We start from the raw sequence: 13,717 nt of genomic DNA, 5'->3' as shown, positions 1-13,717 counted from the left end.
GACTAACCGATACTAAGCTAAACTGGCAAACCCAAGCTAAATTAAAAGTTATCGACATTTAAAATTATTTTAACCGACCGAAAATCTTTTATATTGAAAAAGCTATTATTTATTTTAATGATAGCTTTTTTTGTTTTTGATAATGATTGTTGTTTAGGGATCTTTATGAGGATATTTTTATGAAATTGATTTCTTATTCTAGAAATAGGTGGTGATTCTGGCCCTAGTACATGATCTTTAAAAAGCTGCTTTAAAGACTTTGCCAACCAAGCTGAAGCTACATCTACCTTATGATAATCCTTATGTTTTAAAGTGATCTTTATTTGTTTATAAATAGGCGGGTATTTATAATTATAGCGGTCATTCATTTGCTCGTTGTACATGGCAACATAGTTATTAGTAGAGACTTGCTGCAAAATATTATGGTATGGATTATATGTCTGTATCAATACTTTACCTCTTTCTTGAGTACGCCCTGCCCTACCAGAAACTTGTAACATGAGTTGAAAGCTACGCTCATGTGCTCTAAAATCTGGAAAATTGAGCATATTGTCGGCATTCATGATACCGACCAACTTGACATTTCTAAAATCCAAGCCCTTGGTTAGCATTTGTGTGCCCACTAAAATATCTATTTCTTGTTGCTCTAAGGCTGTAATTATTTTTTCATATCCAAATTTCCCTCTTGTTGTATCTAAATCCATTCTAGCTACCTTATAATCCGGGAACAATGTTTTCACTTCTTCCTCAATTTGTTCGGTACCAAATCCTTTACTATCCAATTCGGCACTTCCACAAGCTTTACAATCTTTTATCATCACCGAGTTATAACCACAATAATGACAACGCAATTGATTTCTATATTGATGGTAGGTTAAACTCACATCGCAATTAGGGCATTGAGGCGAATTACCACAGGTATTGCACTCCACTATTGGAGAAAATCCGCGTCGGTTTTGAAACAATATAATTTGATGCCCTTCCCTTAAAGTTTCGGTCATCTCTTCAATAAGCCTATCGCTAAAATGCCCCTTCATTAGCTTCTTCTTGAACTTGTCCTTAATATCGACCAACTCCATATCTGGCATCAAAACGTCATTGTAGCGCTTTGTTATTTCGACAAAACCATACTTATTTTGTTTGGCATTAAAGTAACTTTCCAAACTTGGTGTAGCAGATCCCAAAAGTATTTTTGCTTCGTGCATGTTTGCCAATACAACAGCCGTATCCCTGGCATGATAACGTGGTGCTGGATCAAACTGTTTAAAAGATTGCTCGTGCTCTTCATCCACAACTATGAGCCCTAAATCATCAAACGGTAAAAATATGGAAGAGCGCGCGCCCAAAACTATTTTTGCCTTCCCAGAATTATTTAAAACATGGTTCCAAACCTCTACCCGTTCTTGCGATGAGTACTTAGAATGAAAAACAGCCACCTGTTCTCCGAAATACTCCTGCAATCGTGTAATTAACTGTGCGGTCAACGCTATTTCCGGCAGTAAATAAAGTACTTGTTTTCCTTTATTTAAAGTATCTTCAATTAACTTTACATAGACTTCTGTTTTACCAGAAGAAGTGACCCCGTGAAGCAATGTTACCGCATGTTTGTTAAAAGCGTTCTTTATTTCTTTTAGGGCTACTTCCTGATATTCATTAAGGTTTTTAGTAGCCTCATTCTCACCTCCAGAGTATTGAACACGATCTGTTTGAATATAATACTCCTCAAGAATCCCTTTATCTATTAATGATTTTATAATAGCAGTTGACGTCCCACTTTCTGTAGCTAAATCGGAAACCTTTACAGGTTTTTTAGTCGTTGCAGAAACAGAAAACAGGGTCATAATGACCTGTCGCTGCTTTGGCGCTCTATTTAAATCATCCAATAACTTTTGAAGTGCCGTTTCTGAAGAAAAGTTGCTATGTAATTTTGCATAACGAACCAATTTAGGTTTGTATTTTTCGTATACTTCTTCTTCCACAAAAATAGCCTCCTTTTCAATCAATCGCTTAATAACCGGTAAGACATTCTTTTTATCAAGGATATTGGAAATATCATGGATTTTTAAGGATGATTGATGGTGCAATGTCTCGTAAACTAAAAACTCATCATCCTTTAATACCGTTTCATCAATGGTCTTCGTCTTATTTTTTATGACCACAGTTTCACTTTCTAAAATAAAAGCACTAGGTAAAGCTGCCCGCATGACATCCCCCAACGTACACATATAATAGTTAGCTATCCATTGCCACAATTGTAATTGTTTTTGATTTACAATAGGAGCATCGTCTAAAATTTGCTGAATATCCTTGGCATCATAAGCCGTTGGTGGCTCATTATGGACTCTATAAACAATACCTGTATATATTTTCGACTTTCCAAAAGGTACAGCAACGCGCATGCCTGCTTTTAAAAAATCAGCCTCAGACGCTGTTATACCATAAGTAAATAGCTTTTTAAGAGGTACGGGGATTATAACATCTATAAAGTGGTTCAAAATTAAGTTTCGATTTCTTGAGTTAAATACGAATATAAATTAAAAACAGAAACCCTTAAAATCATTCTTCACCAAATTATTAATAAAAAAAGACTGTCTCGAAAAGACAGTCTTTAAAAGTGATTTATTCTATAAAGTTTTATTTTTAACCAATAGTAAAATACTTTACTATGATTAGCCATTCTTTTGTTATTATTTCCAAGTAATAGTCCCGTTCATTGTTAGAATAGTTTCAGAGTCAACATTAATTACAGTCGTGTTTTTAAATACAACTTGCTTTTTTGTTTTATCCACACTAAAACCCGATCCGCAATCCGTATCCTCAGAAGAATTATCAGATGGAGATGTGCACACATAACGATATTCCTCACCGTTTTTTAGTATAATCATAGAAATTGCTTTTTCGACATCTGCGTTATCTTCTACATCAAACTGAGCAGCTACAATTACAAACGCATTTGAAAAATTTGTAGGCATAAGTTCACCGTCCTCAATAGTTGTGTTTTCATCCAATAGTGTTACAGATTTTATCGTTCCTGTAGTATCTAATCCATCAACATCTATATTGCCAACTTTTAGTGAAGTGCCTAATAAATCGGTGTCTGTTCCTGATAATTGTATGGTTCCAGAAACAGCGTTATTTTCAGGGTTATTGTCATTATCCTTAGAACAAGCAGACAGGCATAAAATACTTAATACTATTATTACTAAATTAATTTTTTTCATGTTTATTTTTTTAAGCTTTAATACCACCCTCTTACATTATAAGTCATACTTTCTGGTTGATTTTCACCATAAGCAATACCAACATCTCTAGCTGCTTGAATAGTATCTGCTTTGACTTCTAAAACCTTTAAAGCATAGTTCCAATCTCTATCGCCCAATTCCTTTACACGAACTGCTATTTTAGAATATAATGTTTTTACTTGTCCAAAACACGAAGCGCTAGGTTCTATAGAAGACAATAAGAGACCTGCCTCATTTGCGGCATTAATATCCTGGTTCGCTGCCCAAATTGCTGAAGCTTCATTTAATTTAATAGTACAATCCCTGTTAATGGCTTTCGTATAAAGAGACCTGATTTTAGATTTAACAGTATTAAAACAAGTGCTTGCTTCTGGCACACTTGTGAGTACAAATAATGCTTCTTCAAATTGATTTTGCGCTTCTAATGTTTGAGATTTGTTTACCATAAGACCACAGTTTGTATTATAATAATCAATAATTTTAGCTTTTCCTTTCGAAATAAAGCTTTGTATTTGTGGATTTTTTGGTTTTACCATTTTTAAAGCAGACATATATGCTTTAGTCTCATTCGTTCCAACACCTTTTAACTGTAATGACTGGCTTGAAAATAAATTCCCTGCAACACCGTCTCCAATATAAAGTGTTAAATCTAAAGTTAACGCTACCATGGTAGGTGCAGTTCCTGTTATGTTTTTACTTAATACCGTTATATTTGGTGTTATTATAAATCTAGAGTTGTAGACATTATCGCTGATACCGTTTTCGGTTATAATACGTCCTAATTTATTCTTAAGCATACTTTGCGCATAAGATGGAATTCCCTCTGCTTGTTCTGGGATGTAAGCGCCTAATGTAATGCCATTATCGTTTTGCTGAGCTACCATGAAGCTTGAAACTAAAAACAGTGCTATGTATATGATTTTTTTCATCTTGATTATTTTATTGAATGTCTTTAATTCGTTATTTACCTCCTAAAATAATGGTAGCCCTTCCTAAACCTTTCATTACCAATTTATTTGGTATATTATAAGGAGCTCCCTTTAAGAGTTTACTCAATTCATTAACAAAACGCCTTGCATCAATAGCGCGACCGGCTTCGTTATAAAGCGGAATTCTAACTTGCTCAAACAATGCCATAGTTTCAGTCATATCTGTAGTACTAAATCTCCCCTTAACAGTATGATCTGCTAACCAATCTTCTATTTTAAAGCCTAATTCATCACCATCAAATTCTGTTTCTAAATCACCATCCCAATCATCCCATTTTTGAACGCGAACAATTATTTCTCTACCATTTTCAAACATATCATCAAAATGTGTTTGCAATGATTCAGAAAAATTATCCATATGTGCCAATACGGCTTCTGATAGCAAAACGGGTAATTCTGCCGAAAAAGAAGGAGCCCCCGTACCAACTGCTGTAGCTACTTGTTTATCTGTATAGGCATCTAAGCCTTGAAGATTGAATGTTATAGATTTTTTAGGTCCCGTTTTATTAACGGTCCAAGTTAATTGCATAATAATATCTGCTTTGGCTACCTTTTTAAAGGCATCGATCGGGCTTTCACTTATACCACTACCAGAACCTTTAGAGCTTCTCAAATTATCTTCTCCTGCATTTGAGTTTAAAGTTTTAATAACCGATTCCATGTTTTTAAGAGGGAAGCCTCTATCTGCCATCATACCGTTTATTTGACTTATAACTTGAAGCACTTCTGCATTTTCTTGAAATGCTCTTTTATAGTCTGGTACTTTAACTGGCGTGCCTTGATCATCAAAATTAAGTACATAGCCATTTTGGAAACACCAAACATCACTAGGAACCACCATAAGTGTAGGTTTCTTAGCTTGGCTAAATACTAAAGTGTTTATAAGTAATAAAGAGCATATAGCTCCTAAATGCAAAAATCTTTTCATTTGATTGTTTTTAAAAATTAAAATCCAGAAGTTAAACCTCTAATAATACCTTCGCTTTCAAGTCTTTTTCTCAATTGATCGAATTGTACATTCACAACGGCTCCAATCTTATACTCTCTTCTACTTATTTTTAAGCGATCTCCAGCAGCAATGTTACCATCTGTAGCTGCAGATACATATTTTAGATATTCACCACCATCCATAAAAAATGTATCGAAAAACGCCATAAATTTTTCTTCGGTTTCCGCAGACTTCACCAAAGGTTTTAACGAAGTACAGCCTTGACCACCTCCAGCATAACCTTTGAAAATAATACCGTGGATAGCATTTTTCATAGCATGAGAAATAGCATGTTTTGGGTTTTTAGAATAAGACCAAACTTTTACGAGTTTAGAGCCTTGTTTTGCAATGCCTTCGCACTCTATATCGTAACGCCATATTTTTGTGTCTTTATTGGCTTTTTCGTTTTTCCATTGGGCATGTGCATTACCTGCAAAAACCAACAAAATTATTATCACTAAACTGTTTTTTAATTTCATATTTTAAATCTATTTAAGAAAGTTAATTTATTTGTCTTATAAGCATCCCTGAGTAATACTTGTTTTTTGAACCTTTAAATGTTGTGTATTTTATATCAGAAGGGTTTTCTTCGTCTGCTAGATATGTATTATCCCAAATCTTGTCTTTATCAACAGTAATGACTCCTATACGCTTATATTCTATAATGCCTTCTTTATTTATAACCTGTTCTAAAACTTCGTACTTGCTACCCTTTTTTAAACCTTCTTTAAGTCCGATTTTTGCTGACAATGGGTCGCCGCTTAATAATGGTGTTTTAGTTCTAAAGACTTCGTATTCCCTTTGCAATTTAGCGATCACATTATCGGCCGCTCTTATTGTAGCAATTTCAATTAATTCTTCATTGGTCTTTTTAGTTAAAGTAGTACTTTGTATATCTGCCCACCCTGTTTCAACACCAACAAATTCTAATTTAAAAATGGAAGTTTCATCAAAAGCTTTTTTTCTTTCTAAATCCAACGAATCATCATCTGTCCAGAAATCATTATAAAAAATGGCTGCTACTTCTTCATTCCATACTAGTTTGTACAAATAAGCCCTAGTTCTCACAATATAACCTTTACCAAAAACATCTGCTCCTTCTGAGGCAGCAGCAGTAACTAAAGCAGCATCTTTGCCTGCATACGCGCCTACTGTTGAAAGGATGGATTTTGCTTTCGCTGCTACGTCTTCTTTATTGGTGTATTTATAATCATTTACTATTATAAATGTATTTTTAATTAATTGCTCTCCTGCATCTGCTAATAGTGCTTTACCCCGTTCATTTTGGTTAGCAATTTTAATATCTAAGTCTGAGGCATTATACAATCCTCTTTCTGCAACTAAACTCATATCAAAGCCTCCTTTTTCACTTCTGTGAAACCATTTGGCCAACATAGATTTAGCCACACCTAGTGAATCTAAATACTTATGAATAGCTTTTTGATCGTCTTCTTGAATTTTCTTATTGTCATTACCAAGCTTTACGGGTATTTTAGAAAGCAACCCTTTTTTCTTAGGTTTACTATCTACTATTGAATCTACTACATATACCAAATCTGCTTTAGGAATAATCCTAGTATTAACAATATGATTATTAAACTTTTCTGGAATAGGTGTATTAATAAAAGATGTTTGTATATTTTCACTGTATTCTATACTCTCGTCACCTAATATGAGTGTATATAGTGAACTTCTTTTGTACTTAATATCAAGAGGTGTTTCTTGTGAATAAGATTTAAAACACAAAATAGCAACAAAAAGTATTGTTACCTTTTTTAATAACTTCATATAGAGGGATAAATGGTTAGTTAATAGCTCGGTAAAACTAGTTCTTTTTAATTATCAAGCCTATACCGTTTAACGATTTTTTCTAGCACTTTATATAAAAAAACAATTAATAAACTCTTAATGAATCCTTAACTTAGTTTATTTCTTTTAAAAGCATAAGTTTAACAACAGCAAAATCAATAACCTTTACGTAGTTTATTCAAAGAGGCATTTAATTCGTAACCTAGCAATAAAATATTGGAATTGAGCCACAAATAAAACAAAAGAATTAGCAACGCTCCAATAGAACCGTAAAGTTTATTGTACTGTCCAAAATTTTCAATGTAAAGGCCAAATAGATACGATGATAAAATAATAAGCAGGGTTGTAAATAATGCGCCTACAGAAAAGAATTTGGAATGTTTCCCCTCTTGGGTGCCAAAATAGTATAAGGTTGCCGTAGCTAAATATACCATCACAACAAAGAATGTATACTTAGCAATATCTGCCCAAAATACATTTTGACTATCAACATGATAGCCTTTTTTTTCCAGAGCTTCAAAGAATTCCTGTACGACATATATTTGAAAATACCCTAAAACAGCAATGGTAACAATAAGTAAAAAAGCCAGTATCAATGCAATACCCAATGCATACAAGTATTGTTTAAAAACGCTGCGGGTTAATTGTTCGTGATATGAGTTTTCAAAACCAGAAAATACAGCATTCACACCATTTGCCATTAAAGCTATTGACAATACAAAAACAGATGACAATAAGCCTCCTCGTTGTGTTTTATCAATATTTTCAAATATATTTTCAAAGAAAAAATCGGACGTATTTGGTGGTAGAAAGGATTCTAAAAAAGTTAGAAATTCCATTTTAAAATCATCGATCGGGATATACGGAATAATAATGAGCACGAATAATAAAAAAGGAAATAGTGCCATAAAAAAACTAAAGGCAATAGCGCTTGCACGCGTCGTTAAGGCCCCCCTTACAATGCCTATAGCATAAAGCTCTAATAAATCATAAAACGACAACCCCTCGAGACCTGGTAGTTTTATTTGTTTAAAAACGCTCACCAAGACATTTATTACTGGAATCTTATCAAGTTTGTCCTCAATGGGTTTGGTCATTAATCTAGCTTAAAAGTTTAAAATTCCTTGTTTAGTACAAAAAGTTTTAGTGTGTAACAAAAATGAATATAAGTTCTTAAATGTCTGGTCGATCACAGTCGGGACTTTTTTATGAATGGCTTTGACTTTGTAACAAAACAACCTCTCGACTGCGCTCGAGAAGACCCCGTTTTAATTCTTGTTCTGTTAAAAACCTAAACTAATAATTAATAAGCGTGATAAAAAACTATTTTATAGCTTTTAAACTCAAATCCATGTTATGGACAGAATGCGTTAAGGCACCAGACGAAATATAATTTACACCACATTCTGCATAGTGCCTAATAGTGGTTTCATTTATGTTACCTGAGGATTCAATAAGGCACTTATCTCCTATTATTTTTACCGCTTTCCTTGTATCTTCATAATCAAAGTTATCAAGTAATATTCTATATATACCATCATTTTTTAATATTTCTTCAACCTCTACTAAATTTCTGGCCTCAACCATAATTTTTAAATCCTTATTAGTCTCCCGTAGGTACGATTTTGTCATTTCAATAGCTTTCGTAATACCGCCTGCAAAATCAATATGATTATCTTTTAGCATAATCATATCATACAAAGCAAATCTGTGATTTTCCCCACCTCCAATAACTACTGCCCATTTTTCTAATACACGAATGCCCGGTGTTGTTTTACGCGTATCGAGAATCCTAGTTTTAGTACCTTTCAATAAATCAACAAACATTCTTGTCTTGGTGGCAATAGCACTCATGCGCTGCATGGCATTAAGCACTGTTCTTTCTGCTTTTAAAATAGATTGCGAAGATCCTTCTATATACATAACAACATCACCATAAGTGACTTCTGTACCATCTTCAATCCTGACATCCAATCTTAAGTTTTTATCAACGTAAGCAAATACTTTTTTAGCAAAATTAACGCCTCCAATAACCCCTTTATCTTTAACTAAAAGTTTTGCCCTACCTTTAGCATTCTCCGGAATACACGCTAAAGAACTATGATCACCATCTCCCACATCTTCCCGTATGGCATTCGAAATTATCATTTTAACTTCTGTATCAAATTGCTCTTGTGTTATCATAAAATTTAGTTGGTTTACAGCAAAAATAAGAAATTGATTTACTAAATTAAATTTTACATTTATGAAATTTTTATTTTTTCATCTTAAAATATGCTTTTCATAAGCGCTAAATAGTAATTTTGCTACTATGACCATAAAACTTCTCGCCATTGGCAAGACCGATAATAAGGAGCTTCAATCGCTTATTAATGAATATACAAAGCGTTTGGGCTTTTATATTAAGTTTTCACTGGAAATTATTCCAGATATAAAAAATGTTAAAAATCTAAGCGAAGCACAACAAAAACAAAAAGAGGGTGAACTTATTATAAGTAAACTTAATGCTACCGATATTTTAATTTTATTAGATGAAAGCGGTAAACAATTAGATTCTGTTGGGTTTTCTGCTTACTTACAGAAACACATGAACTCTGGTATTAAACAGTTAGTTTTTGTAATTGGCGGCCCTTATGGGTTTTCACAAGATGTTTATAATAAATCAAATGGAAAAATATCATTATCAAAAATGACATTTTCCCATCAGATGGTACGTTTATTTATTATCGAACAACTCTATAGAGGATTTACTATTTTAAAGAACGAACCGTATCATCACAGATAACCCCATTTTGGGTATAATTGGTCGCAGTTTTCAGTCATCAGTTTTCAATCGCAGTCTCAAAGTTAGTAACTCTATAAAAAACTGTAAAGCATAACCCTACTTCTATTTCAACTTCATTTTCGACTTCAGCTTTAGCTTCACCCCTTCTCCAATTCCAAACGGCTAATACGTTTTATAAACTTCTTTTCGTTTTTCCAACTGACGCTCCAGATCTTTGATAGTTTCTCTTACAGATACTTCAAAATTATGCTCATTTGAGGTTGCAAAAATCCGAGGTCCTGGTAAACTTAGTTCTATATTGCAAATTTTGCCTGTATCGTGTTGGTTTTCCTCTTGTTTAAAATGCACTTGTGCACTTATTAAAAACTCATAACGATTAAATATTTTTTTTAATTTTTCTTCAGTGAAGCTTGAAAGTGTTTCACTTACATCTACGCCTACATATTGAATATTTACTGTCATATCTTTTACTTTTTTTTGTTTTAACTTTAATCTAAGATACGCGTTTTTAGAATAATTTATAGTAACAAAAGTCATAAAAAATCATAAAATATTTTTACTTATAAATCATTATAATGGTATTTTTGAAACCTTAAATCCATTTAACGTATGCAACTTGTTTTCGCTACCAACAATCTTAACAAAATAAAAGAAGTGCAGGTTTTGATGCCTGACCATATTACGTTGTTAAGCTTAAATGATATTGGTTGTTTTGAAGAAATTCCAGAAACTCAAAACACCATTGAAGGTAATAGTATCCAGAAGGCAAAATATGTAAAAACACATTATGGATATGATTGTTTTGCCGATGATACAGGATTAGAAGTAGCTGTTTTAAATGGTGCCCCAGGCGTTTATTCGGCCCGTTATGCCGGAGAGCAGCGCAATGCCGATGATAATATGGATAAATTACTAACCGAATTAAGGGCTAAAACTAACAGAAATGCCCAATTTAAAACGGTTATTACACTTCAGCTTAATGGCAAACAATATACTTTTACCGGTATATGTGAAGGCGAAATAACGAATACTAAAAACGGCCCCTTTGGTTTTGGTTACGATCCTATTTTTAAACCTAAAGGATTCCAACAAACCTTTGCTGAAATGGATTTAAGTTTAAAAAACAGTATTGGACACCGTGGAAAGGCCATACGCCAGCTAGTTGATTTTTTAAAATCTTAAATTATTGTGGTGCGATTAAAATTATCGAATATAGCCTGAAGCCTCGCTAAAGCCATATGATACCATCTCCCAATTATAAATATATTATGAAGTGGTTTAAACTTTTTATAATTGGCTGCAAAATGCCCTTTTATCCCCACATTTTATCTTTTTATTACTCCGTAGCGATGCTATGCAGTGCAAAAAAGCCTTTATGTGGGAATACCTGCCTGCGGCAGGCAGGAAATCACTATTTTTCGCTTCAATCAAAAAACATGTGCTCAGCTTGACTGGGTAGTTTAAACCACTTCTATTATTTGAACAATGCTGACTTGGACCAATTAACACTGTTTTTCAAATAGTTACAATCGTTTTTTTTGTTCTTGCCCCTCATAGCCAAGCGATCCTGTATCTTTAGTTGAACATTCATGATTCTTAATCCTTAAAAAACAGGTATAAAAAACCAGATTTCATGTTGGTAGTTAATATTCTTTATGTTATTTTTAATTTATGACAGATGAAGCTATAGAAAAAGAAAATGCAGCAATTACAAAAGCCTACAAAGAATTATTAAAAGTTAGCTATACAACGCTATCTGATGATGATAAAAAATTAATACGTAAAGCTTTTGGTGTTGCTATAGATGGGCACAAGGATCAACGCAGAAAATCTGGGGAAGCCTATATTTTCCATCCTTTAGCCGTAGCAAAAATAGTGGCTCAAGAAATTGGATTGGATGCCACCTCCATTGCTGCTGCCTTACTTCACGATGTCGTTGAAGACAGTCCAAATTACTCTGTAAAAGACATTGAAAAACAATTCGGAAAAACCATAGCCACTATTGTAGATGGACTTACAAAAATATCTTCTTTAAGTAAGGAAAAAGACATGAATGTGTCTCTACAAGCAGAAAATTTTCGTAAAATGCTGCTTACTCTTAATGATGATGTTCGCGTTATCATAATAAAGATTGCAGATAGACTCCATAATATGCAAACTATGGCAGCTATGCGTCCTGATAAACAAGAAAAAATAGCCTCCGAAACCTTATACATTTATGCGCCTTTAGCCCATAGAATTGGTTTGTACAATATTAAAACCGAACTTGAAGATTTAAGCTTAAAATATACAGAACCAGAAGTTTACAATGATCTTTATGATAAAATCAAAGAAAGCAAGGAAGAGCAAGATAAATACATTAAAGCGTTTAGTGAAGTTATACGAAACTCATTAGATAAAGAGAATTTTGAGTACACTATAAAAGGGCGGCCAAAGTCTATTTTTTCGATTAGAAAAAAAATGCTTAACCAGGGAGTATCCTTTGATGAGGTATATGATAAGTTTGCTATCAGAATTATTTATAAAAGCGATGAAGCCAATGAAAAGTTTTTCGCTTGGAAAATATACTCTGTAGTCACAGATCATTTTAGACCCAATCCAATACGCCTCCGTGATTGGATTTCCTCTCCTAAGTCTACAGGATATGAGGCTTTGCACATTACCGTTATGGGGCCTAAAGGGCGTTGGGTAGAAGTTCAAATACGAAGTGAGCGTATGAATGAAATTGCAGAGAAAGGTTATGCTGCTCACTACAAATACAAGCAGAATAAAGAGAAGGAAGATAATTTAGATAGCTGGATCAATAAATTACAGGAAGCTTTAGAAAACCCTCATAGCAATGCGGTAGATTTTGTTGAGCAGTTTAAACTTAACCTATATTCGCAAGAAATATTTGTATTTACTCCTACCGGGGAATTAAAATCATTACCTAAGGGCGCTACATCATTAGATTTTGCATTTAATATCCATACCGAAATTGGCATGAGAACAAGAGGTGCCAAAGTAAATGGCAAGCTAGTACCTTTAAGTCATGAATTACAAAGTGGCGACCAAGTAGACATCTTAACCTCAGAAAGTGCCAAACCCAATGCAAACTGGTTAGATTATGCGACCACGGCAAGAGCTAGAAGTAAAATAAAATCAGCTTTAAAAGAAGATAAAAAACGAATAGGTGAAGATGGTAAGGAAATTCTTAGAAGAAAACTAAAACAATTAAAGATCACACTAAATGAATCTTCCACGAATGAGCTGGTCAACTATTTTAAATTAAAAACAAGTCTGGATCTGTTTTATAGAGTTGGTATTGGTACTATTGACAATACCATGCTTAAAAATTACGCTGCTTCCAGAAGCAATGCTTTAATGAGTTTTATTAAAAATAAAATTTCAAGAAAGGCTCCAATTAAAAAAGAAGATTTAGAAAAAGAAGAAGTTACTGCCAAGTACGATTCTTTAGTTTTTGGTAAAGAAGAAGAAAAACTAGATTATAAAATATCAAATTGCTGTAATCCTATTCCAGGAGACGACGTTTTTGGCTTTTTAACTGTTAATGAAGGCATTAAGATTCATAAAAAAAATTGTCCTAACGCGCTCAGCCTACAATCTAATTATGCTTACAGGATTATGCAGGCTAAATGGGTGGACTCCACACAGCAAGAATTTCTAGCTCAAATTAAGGTTACAGGTATAGATCATATAGGCTTGGTAAGTGACATTACTTCCATTATTTCAGATAATATGCATGTGAATATGAAAAGCTTAAGTTTTGAAAGTGAAGACGGGTTATTTTCGGGAAAAATCAATGTTGTTGTAAAAAATAATACCATCATAAAAAAGCTTTTAGAAAAACTAAAAAAAATTAATGGTATAGATAAGGTTACTAGAGTGTAAAAAAAGTGTAAAT

General features: G+C 33.4%; 12 protein-coding genes. 3 read left to right on the top strand and 9 right to left on the bottom strand.

The window, feature by feature from the left end; genetic code table 11:
* Positions 1–41 precede the first annotated feature (41 nt).
* The 8 genes from priA to nadC form a co-directional block, all read right to left on the bottom strand.
* Positions 42–2,495 (bottom strand): primosomal protein N', encoded by a 2,454-nt coding sequence (priA, locus tag PQO00_RS19145; RefSeq protein WP_274186468.1) that lies wholly within the window; start codon positions 2,493–2,495, stop codon positions 42–44.
* Between the two features lie 192 nt (positions 2,496–2,687).
* A complete protein-coding gene (locus PQO00_RS19140) occupies positions 2,688–3,221 on the bottom strand; it encodes a hypothetical protein (RefSeq protein WP_274186467.1) in 534 nt (177 codons plus the stop codon).
* A 17-nt stretch (positions 3,222–3,238) separates the two neighbouring features.
* On the bottom strand, positions 3,239–4,171 hold the full coding sequence (locus PQO00_RS19135; protein ID WP_274186466.1) for a hypothetical protein: 933 nt from the start codon (positions 4,169–4,171) through the stop codon (positions 3,239–3,241).
* A 31-nt stretch (positions 4,172–4,202) separates the two neighbouring features.
* Positions 4,203–5,159, bottom strand: coding sequence for a DUF6175 family protein (locus tag PQO00_RS19130; protein ID WP_274186465.1), 957 nt, complete (start codon positions 5,157–5,159; stop codon positions 4,203–4,205).
* Positions 5,160–5,176: 17 nt separating this feature from the next.
* Positions 5,177–5,698 (bottom strand): hypothetical protein, encoded by a 522-nt coding sequence (locus PQO00_RS19125; RefSeq protein WP_274186464.1) that lies wholly within the window; start codon positions 5,696–5,698, stop codon positions 5,177–5,179.
* 22 nt (positions 5,699–5,720) lie between these two features.
* Positions 5,721–7,007, bottom strand: coding sequence for a hypothetical protein (locus PQO00_RS19120; RefSeq protein ID WP_274186463.1), 1,287 nt, complete (start codon positions 7,005–7,007; stop codon positions 5,721–5,723).
* A gap of 176 nt (positions 7,008–7,183) precedes the next feature.
* Positions 7,184–8,125, bottom strand: coding sequence for a YihY/virulence factor BrkB family protein (locus PQO00_RS19115; RefSeq protein WP_274186462.1), 942 nt, complete (start codon positions 8,123–8,125; stop codon positions 7,184–7,186).
* Positions 8,126–8,351: 226 nt separating this feature from the next.
* Complete coding sequence (gene nadC, locus PQO00_RS19110) at positions 8,352–9,212, bottom strand: carboxylating nicotinate-nucleotide diphosphorylase (protein ID WP_274186461.1); 861 nt, start codon at positions 9,210–9,212, stop codon at positions 8,352–8,354.
* 127 nt (positions 9,213–9,339) lie between these two features.
* Here nadC and rlmH point away from each other — a divergent pair, with 127 nt between their 5' ends.
* Complete coding sequence (rlmH, locus tag PQO00_RS19105; RefSeq protein WP_274186460.1) at positions 9,340–9,813, top strand: 23S rRNA (pseudouridine(1915)-N(3))-methyltransferase RlmH; 474 nt, start codon at positions 9,340–9,342, stop codon at positions 9,811–9,813.
* Between the two features lie 162 nt (positions 9,814–9,975).
* Here the strand turns inward: rlmH and raiA are convergent, their stop codons facing one another.
* Positions 9,976–10,275: a ribosome-associated translation inhibitor RaiA gene (gene raiA / locus PQO00_RS19100; RefSeq protein WP_274186459.1), complete on the bottom strand. Its 300-nt coding sequence runs from the start codon at positions 10,273–10,275 to the stop codon at positions 9,976–9,978.
* Positions 10,276–10,422: 147 nt separating this feature from the next.
* Between raiA and PQO00_RS19095 the strand changes: the two genes are divergently transcribed.
* Both PQO00_RS19095 and PQO00_RS19090 read left to right on the top strand, forming a co-directional pair.
* Positions 10,423–10,995, top strand: coding sequence for a non-canonical purine NTP diphosphatase (locus PQO00_RS19095; protein ID WP_274186458.1), 573 nt, complete (start codon positions 10,423–10,425; stop codon positions 10,993–10,995).
* Positions 10,996–11,484: 489 nt separating this feature from the next.
* Entirely contained in the window at positions 11,485–13,704 is a 2,220-nt protein-coding gene (locus PQO00_RS19090; RefSeq protein WP_274186457.1) for a bifunctional (p)ppGpp synthetase/guanosine-3',5'-bis(diphosphate) 3'-pyrophosphohydrolase, read from the top strand.
* Positions 13,705–13,717 lie beyond the last annotated feature (13 nt).

Origin of the sequence: Flavivirga sp. 57AJ16, from assembly GCF_028736925.1 — a bacterium.
Lineage (GTDB): Bacteria > Bacteroidota > Bacteroidia > Flavobacteriales > Flavobacteriaceae > Flavivirga.
The sequence above is the reverse complement of the archived record's forward strand: the minus strand, read 5'-3'. Positions and strand labels throughout refer to the sequence as shown.

Excerpts from the sequence above, each read along its gene's own strand:
- PQO00_RS19135 (WP_274186466.1), bottom strand. The coding sequence starts at position 4,171 with ATGAAAAAAATCATATACATAGCACTGTTTTTAGTTTCAAGCTTCATG.
- PQO00_RS19140 (WP_274186467.1), bottom strand. The coding sequence starts at position 3,221 with ATGAAAAAAATTAATTTAGTAATAATAGTATTAAGTATTTTATGCCTG.
- PQO00_RS19115 (WP_274186462.1), bottom strand. The coding sequence starts at position 8,125 with ATGACCAAACCCATTGAGGACAAACTTGATAAGATTCCAGTAATAAAT.
- nadC (WP_274186461.1), bottom strand. The coding sequence starts at position 9,212 with ATGATAACACAAGAGCAATTTGATACAGAAGTTAAAATGATAATTTCG.
- rlmH (WP_274186460.1), top strand. The coding sequence starts at position 9,340 with ATGACCATAAAACTTCTCGCCATTGGCAAGACCGATAATAAGGAGCTT.
- raiA (WP_274186459.1), bottom strand. The coding sequence starts at position 10,275 with ATGACAGTAAATATTCAATATGTAGGCGTAGATGTAAGTGAAACACTT.
- PQO00_RS19090 (WP_274186457.1), top strand. The coding sequence starts at position 11,485 with ATGACAGATGAAGCTATAGAAAAAGAAAATGCAGCAATTACAAAAGCC.
- PQO00_RS19120 (WP_274186463.1), bottom strand. The coding sequence starts at position 7,007 with ATGAAGTTATTAAAAAAGGTAACAATACTTTTTGTTGCTATTTTGTGT.
- PQO00_RS19130 (WP_274186465.1), bottom strand. The coding sequence starts at position 5,159 with ATGAAAAGATTTTTGCATTTAGGAGCTATATGCTCTTTATTACTTATA.
- PQO00_RS19095 (WP_274186458.1), top strand. The coding sequence starts at position 10,423 with ATGCAACTTGTTTTCGCTACCAACAATCTTAACAAAATAAAAGAAGTG.
- PQO00_RS19125 (WP_274186464.1), bottom strand. The coding sequence starts at position 5,698 with ATGAAATTAAAAAACAGTTTAGTGATAATAATTTTGTTGGTTTTTGCA.